Source organism: Leptolyngbya sp. AN02str, from assembly GCF_050565595.1.
GTDB lineage: Bacteria > Cyanobacteriota > Cyanobacteriia > Elainellales > Elainellaceae > Kaiparowitsia.
On sequence record NZ_JBNXVR010000019.1, the window covers coordinates 1 to 14,969 of the forward strand.

Annotated in this window: 9 protein-coding genes and 2 rRNA genes; 9 read left to right on the forward strand and 2 right to left on the reverse strand. The window is 51.7% G+C overall.

The genetic code is table 11. From position 1 onward, the window contains the following. The 5 genes from ACQ4M4_RS15325 to ACQ4M4_RS15345 form a co-directional block, all read left to right on the forward strand. A 23S ribosomal RNA gene (locus ACQ4M4_RS15325) occupies positions 1-124 on the forward strand; the annotation flags it as partial. A 114-nt stretch (positions 125-238) separates the two neighbouring features. Then, positions 239-355: ribosomal RNA gene (gene rrf, locus ACQ4M4_RS15330) — 5S ribosomal RNA — on the forward strand. Positions 356-659: 304 nt separating this feature from the next. Beyond that, the gene (locus tag ACQ4M4_RS15335) at positions 660-3,908 is read left to right on the forward strand and encodes a PAS domain S-box protein (RefSeq protein WP_430685307.1); all 3,249 of its coding nucleotides are present in this window, start codon (positions 660-662) and stop codon (positions 3,906-3,908) included. Positions 3,909-3,977: 69 nt separating this feature from the next. Continuing rightward, on the forward strand, positions 3,978-5,117 hold the full coding sequence (locus tag ACQ4M4_RS15340) for a hybrid sensor histidine kinase/response regulator (protein ID WP_430685308.1): 1,140 nt from the start codon (positions 3,978-3,980) through the stop codon (positions 5,115-5,117). A 210-nt stretch (positions 5,118-5,327) separates the two neighbouring features. After that, positions 5,328-6,173, forward strand: coding sequence for a lipopolysaccharide assembly protein LapA domain-containing protein (locus ACQ4M4_RS15345; RefSeq protein ID WP_430685309.1), 846 nt, complete (start codon positions 5,328-5,330; stop codon positions 6,171-6,173). 16 nt (positions 6,174-6,189) lie between these two features. On the opposite strand, the gene ACQ4M4_RS15350 is transcribed toward ACQ4M4_RS15345, so the two are convergent. Then, positions 6,190-7,053, reverse strand: a complete 864-nt coding sequence (locus ACQ4M4_RS15350) for a PRC-barrel domain-containing protein (protein WP_430685310.1) — start codon at positions 7,051-7,053, stop codon at positions 6,190-6,192. Between the two features lie 383 nt (positions 7,054-7,436). On the opposite strand from ACQ4M4_RS15350, the gene ACQ4M4_RS15355 reads away from it, so the two are divergent. The 4 genes from ACQ4M4_RS15355 to ACQ4M4_RS15370 all read left to right on the forward strand — a co-directional run bounded on the left by ACQ4M4_RS15355 (position 7,437) and on the right by ACQ4M4_RS15370 (position 11,213). Continuing rightward, positions 7,437-8,849 carry a sensor histidine kinase gene (locus ACQ4M4_RS15355; protein ID WP_430685311.1) on the forward strand — a complete coding sequence of 471 codons (1,413 nt, stop codon included), beginning with the start codon at positions 7,437-7,439 and terminating at the stop codon, positions 8,847-8,849. A gap of 286 nt (positions 8,850-9,135) precedes the next feature. After that, a complete protein-coding gene (locus ACQ4M4_RS15360) occupies positions 9,136-9,483 on the forward strand; it encodes an MGMT family protein (RefSeq protein WP_430685312.1) in 348 nt (115 codons plus the stop codon). Positions 9,484-9,523: 40 nt separating this feature from the next. Beyond that, a complete protein-coding gene (locus ACQ4M4_RS15365) occupies positions 9,524-10,294 on the forward strand; it encodes a class I SAM-dependent methyltransferase (RefSeq protein ID WP_430685313.1) in 771 nt (256 codons plus the stop codon). 313 nt (positions 10,295-10,607) lie between these two features. Then, positions 10,608-11,213, forward strand: a complete 606-nt coding sequence (locus tag ACQ4M4_RS15370; RefSeq protein WP_430685314.1) for a hypothetical protein — start codon at positions 10,608-10,610, stop codon at positions 11,211-11,213. Positions 11,214-11,451: 238 nt separating this feature from the next. Here ACQ4M4_RS15370 and carB read toward each other — a convergent pair whose 3' ends face one another. Further along, complete coding sequence (gene carB, locus ACQ4M4_RS15375; protein ID WP_430685315.1) at positions 11,452-14,769, reverse strand: carbamoyl-phosphate synthase large subunit; 3,318 nt, start codon at positions 14,767-14,769, stop codon at positions 11,452-11,454. Positions 14,770-14,969 lie beyond the last annotated feature (200 nt).

The following is a 14,969-nucleotide window of genomic DNA, read 5'->3' on the forward strand; positions in this document are numbered from 1 at the left end:
AGATGAGTGCTGCCATGGGGTTAACCCAGTAAGGTCACGGGCAGAACACCCGTTGATAGGCTGTAGATGGAAGTGTGGCAACACATGAAGTCGAGCAGTACTAACAGACCGAGGGCTTGACCTCACAGGTTCATGAGATGTGTTCAGTTTATCGGAAGATGACTTCATACTTGATTAATTTATGAGTTACTATGCAGCCTTCAGGGTTTCACCTTGTGTGTGAAGCTCTTACAAGTTTCCTGGTGTCTATGGCGATGTGGACCCACGCTCATCCATCCCGAACTGAGTGGTGAAACGCATCCGCGGCAACGATAGTTGGTGGGTAGCTGCCTGCAAAAATAGCTCGATGCCAGGGCTCTTTTCTAAACAAACAGAGGGAGAGAGGAATGACAGTTCATTGTCACTCTTCTCTCCCTCTCCCTTTGGGACTCGTATTTATTCTCCCTTTTGCTCATTTGCCACAAGTTTTGCGTGCTTGTTTGCTGAGCTGTACGTTTTGGTAGAGATAAAGAGACTAGATAGGCTTTTATCTTTATGCTTGACGAGAGGATTGTTAAAAAAACAATCGTGGTTTCGGTTGTAGCTAGGGATCGTTTTTAGACTGGAGTTAATGTGTTGGTGATTGGTTTAGGCTGAGGTTACTGAGCCGGAGCTCATGCATGAATAATGTTGCACTGTACGGTCAGGTCTTGGGTTTGAAAAGCCAACTTCATGAGTGTTGTTGTGCTTTGGAGCGATCGCACAGGGAATATTCAACAATCGCGCAGCTTTTGCAGGGGATTGTTGGCCATTCAACATTGGGGGTTGTGAGTGTATGGTTGCAAGAAAACGGCTCTTGGGTGCCTAGCTATGTTTCGCCAAGTGGTGAATTGATCTTTGGTTATCGCGATGTTGAGCTGTTGCAGGGTGATGCTTGGCGATCGCACATTTTGGAAGAAGACTGGCTGAGCGTGATAGAACCTGCGCTGGCAGCAGTTTTTGTCGACTTATTGTTGCAGCAACAAGTGACATATCGGTTTTTGCACCCAGATGGAAACGTACATTGGATGTTGGCGCAAATCGAGGCTAGGTGGGATGAGGCAAGCTATGGCTGGGCCGTTGACCTAACCAACATTGACATTAGTCAACTGATGCTTACCCAACAGGGTCTCACACAATCTGAACAACAATACCGCAGTTTGTTTGAGCAAAATCCCAATCCAATGTGGGTGGTAGAGCCCGTCGGTTTGACTATTTTGGCTGCGAATGAGGCCGTAACCCATCTATACGGGTATTCCCCTGAAGAAATGCAGGGTTTGAATTTGCTGAATTTGTCGCCGGTTGGGGAGCGCTCTCAGTTACTCGATTGGTTCCATCATGATTCTGAATTCGCCGAGCCGCCTGATCTGCCTGGTGTGAGTCGGGTTTGGTTGCATTGTGCTAGGGATGAGAATCAAATTTATGTGGATCTGGCAAAACGGGTGATTGTATGGAATGGAGAAACGGCTTGGCTTGTTCTGGCCACTAACGTAACCAAGCGGCAGCAAGCTGAGCAGGCTTTAGTTAGTCGGGAAGCCCAATTGCGAGCCTTAATTGATCATTTGCCCTTTGAAGTATGGGCAAAGGACTGCGAAAAACGAGTGACGCTGCAAAATACGGTTGAGCGGCAGCTTCGAGGGGACATGCTGGGTCAGCTTGAGGATTATGACGCGATTGTGCCAGCTTTGCGAGCGCAATGGGATGAACAAGATCGATGTGTGCTGAATGGAACTGCCATTCGAATAGAGGAGGTTCGGCAGGTTGAGGGTAGCTATCGCTGTTTTGACAAGATGATTGCGCCGATATGGGTGGGCAATCGGATTGAAGGTATGGTTGGCGTGAACATTGATATTACAGAGCGCAAACAGGCTGAGGCAGCGTTGCAGCAGAGCGAAGAGCGATTTCGTGAGATTGCCAATACGCTGCAACAACTGTTTTTTGTGTGTTCGGCCATTACGGGCGAGTATTACTACGTTAGTCCGGCGTATGAACGATTGTGGGGACGCTCCTGCCAGAGTTTGTATGATGACCCAACCTCATGGATGGAGCCCGTTCATCCCGATGATTTGGAACAGGTGATGCAACTGGTTCAGCAGCAAGCGGATAAGCAGGATAGCCATCTCGAATATCGCTTAGTAAGGCCGAATGGTTCGATTTGTTGGATTTCGGCGGATATTACTCCAATTCGCGATGAACATGGCCAGCTTCTGCGCTACGTGGGTATTGCTGAGGATATTACAATGCGGAAGATGGCCGAGGAGGCTCTGCAGCAGCTGAATGCTGAGCTGGAAGAGCGAGTGCGCGATCGCACTGAGGCTCTGCGCCAGAGTGAAGAACAGTTTCGCAATATTTTTGATGTGTCACCCGTTGGCATTGTGTTGGTTCATGTAGGCGATCGCCGAATTGAGCGCAGCAATGAGGCATTTTGCCATTTGTTGGGCTATGCAGAATTCAACGAGCAGCAGTTAGACGCCCTGATTTATCCGGCTGATGTCCCTAAACTGAACGAGATATTTACTCAGTTGCAGAATATTGGGACAACGCACGGCCAGCTTGAGCTTCGGGGCATTAGGCAAACGGGCGATCCCGTATGGATGACCCTGACGGCTACCCTATTAGATCGTGCTCAAGGCAGCAAGAACTACGCCATTGCCATGGTGGAGGATATTAGCAATCGCAAACAGGCAGAGTTGGTCTTGCGACAACAGGCGACTCGGGAACAGCTGCTTCGGGCGATCGCAGAGCGCATTCGACAATCCTTAGATTTGGACGCGATTGTAGAAGTGGCGGTAACGGAAGTTGGCCAAGCGTTAAATGCCGATCGCACACTCATTGTCCAGCTCTACCCAAATGGGGGTGGACGGGTGGTAAGAGAAGCGGCTCAGCCTAGCTATGAGGGAACTGAGGGTTTATATTTTGCGGACTTGGCGCTTTCAGAAGCGTGCTATACCTTTTATGCGCAAGGAAATGCGCGGCTTGTTGCCGATGCGCTGCAAGATCCGTGGGGGCAAGACTGGATTGAGCTGATGAGTGCGTTTCAAGTGCGCTCCAAGATCGTGGCTCCCATTGTGTGCCATACCAGTGATGATGCACGCTCTCTGTGGGGTTTGCTGATTGTGCATGCCTGTCGGGAGCAGCGGCAATGGCAAATGTCGGAGGTCAGTATTTTGCAGCAGATTGCTAGCCAACTGGCGATCGCCATTCAGCAGTCAGACTTATACCATCAGCTGCAAGCAGAGCTGGCTGAGCGCAACCGAATTGAGGCCCAACTACGAGCTTCGCTTCAAGAAAAAGAAGTTCTGCTGAAAGAGGTGCACCATCGTGTGAAAAACAACCTGCAAATGATTTCAAGCTTGCTCAGTTTGCAATCGCGCACGCTGCAATCTCCGGCTATGCTAGAACCGTTTGTAGAAAGTCAGCGACGTATTCAAGCGATCGCCCTCATCCACCAAAAGCTCTACAGCTCCGAAAACGTGGCAGACGTGAATATGGCTGACTATATTCACAACTTGGCAACCGATTTGTTTGGTGCATTCAAAGCAGCCCAAGTGCGTCTACAGCTTAGTATTGAGCCCGTCACTGTATCGATTGACGTGGCGATCGCGTGTGGCCTCATCATCAACGAACTGGTTTCCAATGCATTTAAACATGCATTTACCAACCAGCAAGCCGGAACGATTCAAATTCAGTTTCAAGCTCAAAATCTGCAGACACCCCTGTTTACCCTATCTATTCAAGACAATGGCATCGGCTTGAACACCGCGCTAGATCTCAGCCAAGTTCAGACCCTCGGCCTGCGCATTGTTCACGCAATGGTTCACAAACTGAGAGGAACATGGACCATTGATAATACCCAAGGTTGTTCGTTTACCATTGCCTTCTCAGGCTAACCGTCTCGGTTGGGCTGTGTTTTCGGTTTAGCATCCTGTTTCTACCACAACCAGCATCCGGGGTAATTCATGACGTCAACCAACATCCTGGTCGTCGAAGATGAGCTATTAATCGCCATGGATATTGCCGAGCGATTACAGAGTATGGGCTATAACGTGGCTGGGATTGCTGATTCGGCAGAGACTGCGTTGACCCTTGCAGCTCAAGCACGCCCCGATCTGGTGCTGATGGATATTCGCCTGCGAGATGATATGGATGGCATTGCCGCCGCCCAACTGCTGCGCGATCAATTTCGATTACCGGTCGTTTTTCTCACCTCTTATACCGATAAGTTAACGCTAGAGCGTGCAAAAACCGCTCAACCGTTTGGCTATATTACCAAGCCCATTCAAGACAAAGACTTAAGCACCACAATTGAAATTGCATTAGCTCGCTACCAGGTCGAACGGCAAACTCAGCAAACCCTAGAGCAACAAACCCAGCTGAATGAATTGAAATCTCGATTTATTGCCATTGTTTCTCACGAGTTTCGCAATCCGCTCAATAGCATTAAGTTTTCGGCAGAGTTGCTTAATCAACAGGGATCTGACCTCACGGAGGAACGTCGCGCGGCCTACTTTCAGCGAATTCGGTCTGCTGTGGAGCAAATGAACCAGTTGTTAGAGGAAGTATTGCTGCTGAGTGAGCATGAGATTGGGGCGGTAACGCTAAATTGTGTGCCCGTTGATGTGGTGTGGTTCTGCCGAGATTTGGTCGAAGAAATGCAGTTTCAAATTTCCCATCACATTTCCCTCACGTTTCTTCCTGCGGTGCCTGAGCCTCAAGCCATTTATTACCTGCTCGATACGCGGATGCTACGGCATATTTTGGTGAATTTATTGTCGAATGCGGTCAAGTATTCGCCCCATGGGGAATCGATTCAGTTTGAAGCTATCTGCGAGGCGGATCAGCTAACGTTTCGAATCATTGACCAGGGAATTGGGATTCCCGAAGAAGAACAGGAGCTGTTGTTTGAGCCGTTTTATCGAGCGAGTAATGTTGCTTTTATCGCTGGGACAGGATTGGGTTTGGTGATTGTCAAACAATGTGTGGAAGCATGCGGTGGAGAAATTTTGCTGGAGAGTTGTCTCAACCAAGGAACGACGGTGACAGTACGATTGCCGATTTCGCAGGAGGTGTTGGTGCCAGCTCAGCCGTTGGGGTCTTAATGCGGCCTCATGGATATAGACCTGGTGCATGAATCCTTGCGCGGCGGATCTGCAAAATGATTCATGTTGATAGGGGGTTGAATTTCTTTGGAACTTAACTCTAAATCGCAGAGTTGACCGTGCGCTCGTGGGATAGCGGGTTTAGCGCGATCGCCTAAAATCGAGAGAGTACGTGTGGCTTGCCCAGGTCGTTCATTCTCCGGTGTGGTTATGCCGTTGTTTATTATTCTTGCGCTGGCAATTGCTCTATTTGCGGTGCTATTTGCATTGCAAAATACGGCTCCAGTTACGATCGCATTTTTTGGGCTACAGTTTCGCGATCCGTTGGCCCTCATTTTGTTGATTACGCTGGTGCTGGGAGTGATTGTGGGATTGTTGTTGGCGGTGCCATCGGTCATTCGACGCAGCCTGATTATTGGTAGCCAAAAGCGCAAACTGCAAGAGCTGGAGTATGAACTTCACCAACGGGAGCAGGCGATCGCTACAGAGCGAGGCGTTGTGACCACAGTTCAGCAAAATTCTCAAGAGTTGCTGAGGGCGCTCACCATGACCGATGCCAGCACTGGTTTGTTGAAAGGGGAGGGAATGTTGCCTGCTGTGGGCTATTTGCTGGAGCGCAGAGCTGCAAATCCTGAGTTGGCCAGGGATGGGGCGGTATGTGTATATGTGTTGGAGGTTAGCCCTGCAGAGTCAATGCCACTGGATCAGGGGCTTCAGGTGCCGCTGTATCAGGCGATCGCCACTCGTCTCCAGCAAGATAGCGTACCCAGTAGCTGGCTATTTCATGATGGGGTGGGGCGCTTTGGCTGCGTGGTGGTTGGACTGACTGCGCGCGACGCATCGGACTTGGGAGAAACGCTGCGGGCGAGCTTTGCGAATACTCCACTAGAGCTAGAGGGGGGACTGGTGATGGCGGTAACGGTTGCCATTGGAGGGGCGATCGCTCCCTCTGCCAATTTTGACTGCTATACATTGCTACAGCAGGCAGAAGTTGCGCTCGACCAGGCCAAAAAGCGCGGCAGAAATCGATTCAAGCTGGTGGAAGCAACCGCTTAGATTTCTGAGTGAGCCACTAGGGTTGGCTAGATTTTGAAATATCAGGATCAAGGTCAGGATCGATGACGGCTTCGACTTCAACGGCGGGACTGGCACTGGCCCCAGAGTTGAGGTCAATGGATTCTTGAATGACTCGCATCGTTGGTGCGTCGGTGGGCGTCTCGCTGGGCTGCTCTTGGCCTTGGCTAGACGTTATCTGTTGAGATGCTTCTGCCAATTTTTCTTTACTCTGCTCAACGAGCTGCTGAGTTTTGTCGAAGATGCGATTCGCGATCGCCTGGGTACCTTGCAGCAGCCACGACATATCTTGCTTGGTGCGTTCCAAATCTGCCACCAGAAATGCCTGAGTTTGTTGGCGAATATTGCCAGAAAATAACCCCACATTTTCTACGGCAGATTGATGCACCATTAGCCGTCGGCTGCCCATGCTAACGATGGTTTGAGTGGGCAGTAGATAGGTGCCTTTAGCCAAGCCGCCCCAGTTGTCGTTAATGAATAAGTAGCCCACCACATCCCCCGTTTCTAGCTCCAGGCAAAAGTCTTGCACCTGCCCAATGCGATCGCCCCCCTCCGTCCATACTTCATGGCCCAGTACGGTTTCGGCTGTTTCGGGTTTATGCACCTCTACTCCATCTAGCACGCTCACCACAACCGCTTGCGCGCCAATGCTTTCAATTTGCGACCAGTTAAAGCTTTGCCGCTTCAACCCAAGCAGGCCCGATTCACACACCAAGCCCAAAATTTGGTGCTGCTTCACATCGACCCAAAAACCATCCACCTTGCCCAATTCTTCGGCGGTATTGCGGTTGAGCACGCGACGGCCTATGAGATCGCTCTGCCGAACAATCGAGGACTGGGGGGAATTAGGGGAATTGGTCATCGAAGCAACCTACCGTGGCGAACAGATTGAGAAATGTGGGAGAAAGCTTAAACAAGACTTACGCAGTTGACTGATGGTTGGAACGCTAAGCGTTCCAACCATCAGTCAACCCCCTGGTTTTTCGGATGACGTGCGTAAGTCCGATTAAATTTTAGAGCTGGCAAAGATGAATATTGTTAAGTTTTGAACAACGAAAATCTTTGTAGAAATGGCTCTAGCTGTATTGTGACGGGTCGTTCGTGGAATCGCAATGGCGATCGCAACGCTGGGTTCGTGCATTTGCTGGGCTGGAAGTGGGCACTCTGGAACTATTAACAGTCCTAAATGAATGACTACCTGACCTATGGCAGGAGTCAAGTGCCGAGTGTTTAAGGCTAGGTCGTATGTTGTCTGCCAACCGTTTCACCCCTGAACTTCCCCCTCCTGTGTGCCATCAGGCCAGCCGCGAGGTGCTGTATTTAGAGTCGACACTGGCGCAGCTTTCTCAGTACGAGTTTTCGGTGGATATGGCCTGTCTGGGCCGAGATGTCGCACAGCAGTTCGAAGCCCACCCGCATCTGCCAGGAGTGATTGTGCAGCAGCATGGCCAGTTTGTGGGTATGATTTCGCGGCAGCGACTGCTGGAATACCTGCTGCGGCCCCATGGAGTGGATCTTTTCTTATCGCAACCCTTGACGGTGTTGTATAGCTACGCCCGCACGACATCGCTCATCCTGCCGCAGCAAACGTCGATTGTATTGGCGGCTCAACAGGCCTTTCGGCGATCGCCCGAGCATCAGGCCGAGCCAATTGTGGTGCAGGTCGATGCGGATCATTTCCGCGTATTAGATGTGCATGAGCTACAAATTGCTTATTGGCAAATTCGCGGCATTGAAACCCAGGTGCGATACGAGCGAACCCAAGCCATGATGATTCAAAGTGAGAAGATGGCTGGATTGGGGCGCTTGGTGGATGGGGTCGCCCACGAAATTTTGGATCCGGTGGGATTTATTTGGGGAAACTTGGCCCATATCTCGACCTATACTGCGCAGGTGTTGGAGCTACTGGCGGCTTACGAGGCTCATGTGGTGCAGCCTCCGGCGGCGATCGCCCAACTTCAGCAAGAGATTGAGCTGGACTATGTGCGGCATGACCTGCCCCGAGCGATCGAGAGTGTGCGCGCTGGGGCTGATCGCCTTAAACGATTGGCCAGCAGCTTGCAAAACTTTTGCCACATTGACGATGTATATCCTAAGCCAGCCAATTTGCATGAATGCTTGGATAGTATTGTGCTGCTGCTGAAGGAACGCCTGACGGGGGAAATTGAGATTGTGCGGCACTATGGGCAGCTGCCGCCTGTGCAGTGCTACATTGGGCAGCTCAGTCAGGTGTTTATGAACATTTTGACAAATGCGATTGATGTATTGCTGAATCAAGCGGTGTACGAAAAGTGGACACGCGACTACCGCGATCGCGTTCAGGCTGATGGCATGGATGCGACGACCAACAAGCCGCAAATTACGATTACGACTCGGGTGCGATCGCTCACGTTGAATGCACCTCCGGTATCGCGTTGGGTGTCTATTTGTATTACCAATAATGGCCCTAGCCTATCCGAAGCCGAGCGGCAGCGGATTTTGGATTCCTTTACGGTGGAGCGTCGGGCCGAAAAGGAAACCAGCCTCGCAGTCAGCTACCAGATTATCACGGCAAAGCACGGGGGCAAATTCAACCTGCGATCGCCCGCCATCTTTATGCCCAGCGAAGAGAGCGTTGGCATGGGTACCGAATTCGAGATTTTGCTGCCTCTGCTTTAGGTTCCGTTGGTAAAGCGACGCGGAAACCAATTCAACAACTTCACACCGAATTTTTCTATCGGCTTGAATCGTTCACGATGGAATTCCCGTAAAAAAGCTCCCAGGAGTCTGACCTTGTTTCGACCCTGAGAGCTTTTTTGTATACTCCTCACACTTGAATACAAGAATAGCCACAACCCTTGGCAAGCTCGCGGCAATCAGTGACACTTCTATGGGTGGCATATTTCGGGAAATGCGGAGCAAGTCTCGGTTGCCACTGGATTGGTCCTCTTTTGCTGGCGCGAGTGTGAACAGCTATCAAGTCATTTACGAAGTGGTGCGGCAAATTCCTAGGGGCCAGGTCGCGACGTATGGCCAGGTGGCTGGATTAGCAGGCCTGTACGGCAAGGCGCGGCTGGTAGGCTATGCGCTGTATCGGGTGGTGGATGGGGATGATGTGCCGTGGCAGCGAGTGGTGAATGCCAAGGGCCAGGTATCGGAATCTCCGTTTCGCAATGGCAGTGATGATTTGCAGCGATCGCTCCTAGAAGCCGAAGGGGTTGTGTTCAGTGCAAATGGCACGATCGATCTCCGCCGCTATCGTTGGCAGCCTGATCCCACCCAGTTTTTGCCAGATATCCCTGTTGAAGGTTAGCTGGCTTCTTCTCAATGTTTTGAAGGTTTTTGAGATGCGCATGATACATCGGTTTCTAAACTTGAGGTGGCTGTTGAGCCTGCTGCTAGGAGCATGCTTGTGGGTGGCTGTGCTGCCTACCCCGGCCTATGCGGATGTTGCGACCTTGGAGGCTCCGGTTGCAGAAGCGGGGTATGAGTATCGCGCACTGCACAACCCCGACGGTATTGGTAAGTTTTACATGGGGCGCGAGATTGCTCAGGTGATGGGGCATCGCGGTGCGGCGTGGTTGGAGCGTCCTAGCCGCTTGCGAGAGGAGCAGCCAGATAAGTTGATTCAAGTGTTGCCGCTGCACCCCAATGATGTGGTGGCGGATATTGGTGCGGGAACGGGCTACATGACGTTTCGCCTGAGTGCGCGCGTGCCCCAGGGCAAGGTATACGCGGTGGATGTGCAGCGGGAAATGCTTGAGATGCTGTCGATGATTCAGCAACGGCTGCGGGTGGCAAATGTGGAGCCAGTTCTGGGCACGGAGACTGATCCTGGATTGAGCGATCGCACCATTGACCTCGCGTTGATGGTGGATGCCTATCACGAGTTTGAGTATCCCAAGGAGATGATGGAGCACTTAGTGGATGCGCTCAAACCGGGCGGCAAGGTCGCCCTGGTGGAATATCGCGGCGAGAATCCGCTGATCCTGATCAAGGGACTGCACAAAATGACGCAGCAGCAGGCGATTCGGGAGCTGGAAGCGGTGGGTTTGGTTTGGGATGAAACGCTGGATGTTTTGCCGCAACAACACATCATGTTGTTTCACAAGCCTGTCGTTTGAAATTCTGTCGCTTGAATCGAGGCGTGGCGATCGCCAATTAGAAGAGCAAATTCAGGAAGTACCATTGGTGTAAACGGCCTTCTAGAAAGGGGAACCATGGGCGCTTTGGGAGCCAATCTGGTTCGCTGAATAATTGATGATTATCACACCAGAGTTTTTTGTGATGACGGCTCAGGGACGGCACCGGGTTCGTCCGGCGAAGCCAATCACCATGCCAGCTCAGTAGATTATTAGGTGATGAGTTTGCGCGATTGCCAACTCATGTTAAACCTAACATTATCAAGGAGCTAGAAAAGAATACTAGGATCAGGACATGGAGATCGAGATTCTTTCGTCAGTAGAAGCGGTACGTCGTCGTCCTGTGCTATGGCTGGGTGACTTGAAGCGGGAGAATTTGTTTGAGGATTTAATTTTTGAAGCCCTTTGTCATGCACTTGATGAAGCGTTGGAGCATCGTTGCAGGCATATCCAGATTAGCATTGAACCCGCTGGAGAAGTGTTCCTTCAATACGATGCAGGAATTCCTTTAACCATTCACCCTAAAACAGGGAGACCTGCTGCTGATGTTTTCTTCACCGAGCTTTCAGCGTGTCACAATCTGAAAAAGCATATTGAAGTAGGCTCAAACTATTGCCAATATGGTTTAGCCGCTTTAAATGCAGTATGTTCTGAGTTTCGGGTAGATACGGTTTGTGATGGTCAGCACGGTAAGCAGGTATACATTCAAGGAAAGACAGCGCAGGACTTTATCATCTCTGCATCTAACGACAGAGATCAAACTCAGCTCCGCTTTATTTTTGACGAAGTGCTGCTTGGACATCATGAGATACAGCTCGCTCGTCTACTAGTTAAGGCTGAAAAGATCGAGCAGGATTTTGCAGTGAAGTTAGACATTGTTTATGGCTCAACTACGGTTTAACAAGTCCTCTGCACACTGACTGCTGAAGTTGCTCGGTTGATACAGACAGTATCTACGGCGGATGAGCGGTAGCGCTCTACCGCAATCCCAACGATGGAGACTACACCTGGGAGCAACGGCTTACGGCTGGCATCGTTTCACCGTTGGCATTTCCCGACATGGCTGTGGATGTTTCGCTATTTTTGGCTTAGAGATTCCTTTTAGGGTGGGCATTGCCCACCCTACGTTATGGTGCAGACTAATGGCTGTAGTCTTGCAAGGCTTTCACATCTAATGGTTGTGCTTGCAGGGAGCGGATAGCGGCAGCGGTGGCCTTGGCTCCGGCGATGGTGGTCACAACTGGGATCTTGTAGGCCAGGGCGGTGCGGCGAATAGCGCGATCGTCTTCCAACGCGGTTTCTCCCAAGGGGGTATTCACCACCAGTTGAATTTGCTGGTTCTTGATCGAGTCCATCACGTTGGGACGACCTTCGTGCACCTTCAGCACCAGCTCTACATCGACGCCGTTTTCTTTGAGAACTCGGCGCGTTCCCTCGGTGGCCACCACATGCAGCCCCAACGAAAGCAGATCTTGCACCACGGGAACGGCGGCTTGTTTATCGCGATCGTTCATCGACACAAACACGGTTCCTTTAAGGGGCAACTCTTGCGATGCTGCCAGTTCTGCTTTTGCAAAGGACTTTCCGAAGTCGGTATCGATGCCCATGACCTCACCGGTCGAGCGCATTTCGGGCCCGAGGATGATGTCGGTGCCGGGAAACTTGGAGAAGGGCAGCACGGCTTCCTTGACGGAAATGTGCTGAGGAATGACTTCTTCGGTGTAGTTGAGTTCAGGCAGGGTTTTGCCCGACATGACGCGGGAGGCAATTTTGGCCAATGGCTTGCCGATTGCCTTGGAGACAAACGGTACCGTACGCGAGGCGCGGGGGTTTGCTTCCAGGATATACACTTGGTCGCCCTGCTCGGTGCCCTGAATGGCGTACTGTACGTTCATGAGACCGATGACATTCAACGCTTTGGCCAGTTTGGTTGTCCAGGTGCGAATGGTTTCCAAGGTTTCGGGCGAGAGGGTGACCGTGGGAATGGAACAGGCCGAGTCGCCGGAGTGAATTCCGGCTTGCTCGATGTGCTCCATAATGCCGCCAATGACGACATTTCCGCTGGCATCGGCGATCGCATCCACATCCACCTCGATCGCATTTTCCAAATACTGATCCACTAGGATGGGGTGATCGGGCTCTACCTGCACGGCATAGGCCATGTAGCGCTCCAGGTCTTTGTCGGAGTAGACAATTTCCATGGCGCGGCCGCCCAGGACATAACTGGGACGCACCACGACGGGGTAGCCAATCTTTTTCGCTACATCGAGCGCTTCGGCGGTGCTGCGGGCAATGCCATTGGCGGGCTGACGGATATCCAGGTCGCGTAAGATCTTCTCAAACCGCTCGCGATCCTCCGCTGTGTCGATAGAGTCGGGTGAGGTGCCCCAGATTTTGGTTTCGGGCGAGTCGCAGATGGGCAGCGCCTTTTGCAGGGGGACTGCTAGTTTCAGCGGGGTTTGGCCGCCAAACTGAATGATGATGCCCACGGGAAATTCCGCCTCAATAATGTTGAGCACATCTTCTTTCGTCAAGGGTTCAAAGTAGAGGCGATCGCTCGTGTCGTAGTCGGTAGAGACGGTTTCTGGGTTGGAATTGACCATGATGGTTTCGTAGCCATCCTCACCCAGGGCAAACGAGGCGTGACAGCAGCAATAGTCAAACTCAATTCCCTGACCAATGCGGTTGGGGCCGCCACCCAAAATCATCACCTTGGGGCGGTCGGAGGCCAGAACTTCGGTTTCTGTGAGCGCCTCACCGGGGGACTGGGGCCGTGATCCCGGCTCTGTATTGCCCGCCAGTAAAATGATTTCCGACTCGTAGGCCGAGTAATAGTAAGGAGTCAGGGCCTCAAACTCGGCGGCGCACGTATCCACCGTTTTGTACACAGGCACTACATTAAGCGATTTGCGATAGGTGCGCACCTCGTCTTCGGTGGTTTTGGTGGCGTAGGCAATTTGGCGATCGCTAAATCCTTGCTGCTTCACGGCCAGCATTTGCTCGGCGCTTAGGCTGTTGAGTGGGGTGCGCTTGAGAAACTTTTCGGTTTCCAAAATGGCCTGCAGCTTATCGAGGAACCAGGGATCAATATTGGTAAGTTCGTAGATTTCTTCAACCGTCATGCCCATCAGCATGGCGTGACGCACGGTAAAGATGCGATCGGGATTTGGAGTGCGCAACCCTGAGCGAATTTGCTCCAGGCTGGGCAGCTTTTCGGAGCGATCGCAACCCCAGCCAAACCGCCCTGTTTCGAGCGATCGCAGCGCTTTCTGGAACGATTCCTGGAAAGTGCGGCCAATGGCCATGGCTTCGCCCACTGATTTCATTTGTGTGGTCAGGTAGGGTTTGGAGCCAGGGAATTTTTCAAACGCAAAGCGGGGAATCTTCGTCACCACATAATCAATCGTGGGTTCAAAGCTAGCGGGCGTTTTCTTCGTAATGTCGTTGGGGATCTCGTCCAGGCTGTAGCCCACGGCCAGTTTTGCCGCCATTTTGGCAATGGGGAATCCGGTTGCCTTGGAGGCCAGCGCCGAACTGCGAGAGACCCGTGGGTTCATCTCAATGACAATCAATTCCCCCGTCATGGGGTTCACCGCAAATTGGATATTGGAACCGCCAGTTTCAACCCCAATTTCACGAATGATCTTGATTGAGGCATCGCGTAGGCGTTGATATTCCTTGTCGGTCAAGGTTTGCGCCGGGGCCACAGTAATCGAGTCGCCCGTGTGAATGCCCATGGGGTCAAGGTTTTCGATGGAGCAGATGATGACCACGTTATCTGCCAGGTCGCGCATGACCTCCAGTTCGTACTCCTTCCACCCCAAAAGCGACTTCTCTACCAAAATTTGGGAAACGGGGCTGGCATCCAATCCAGACTGGGCGATTTCCTCGTATTCCTCCTGGTTGTAGGCGATGCCGCCGCCAGTACCCCCCATGGTGAAGGCTGGACGAATGATCAGCGGATAGGAGCCAATTTCCTGCGCGATCACCTTTGCTTCCTCCATGGTTTCGGCTAGCCCAGAGGGACAGACATCGACCCCAATTCGTTCCATCGCTTCTTTAAACAGTTTGCGATCTTCAGCCATTTCGATTGCGGGCAGCTTTGCGCCAATCAGCTCAACGCCATACTTCTCTAGCACGCCGTTTTTAGCCAGAGCCACGGCCAGGTTGAGTGCGGTTTGCCCACCCATGGTTGGCAACAGAGCATCGGGGCGCTCTTTTTCGATCACTTTTTCGACAATTTCGGGAGTTAGCGGCTCAATGTAGGTGCGATCCGCTGTTTCGGGATCGGTCATGATCGTGGCCGGGTTGGAATTGATGAGCACCACTTCGTAGCCCTCGTCGCGCAGGGCTTTGCACGCCTGTGTGCCGGAGTAGTCAAATTCGCAAGCTTGCCCAATTACGATCGGGCCAGAGCCAATCAACAGGATTTTGTGGAGGTCGTTACGGCGCGGCATAGCAGTTTGGATACGTGCAATTAAATCCAGACCATTTTAGAGTCAATTCTGCCAATCTTGTTGTGTCTTTATCATCAATGAACGAGTTTGCTGTAGGATGCTGAGAAATCGTTGCGATCGCCCTGACTGAAGCAACCGTTCAGTTGGTTTTAAGAACTTGGCCAAGTCTTGATCCCACATCAATGGGCACGATAAAGGGA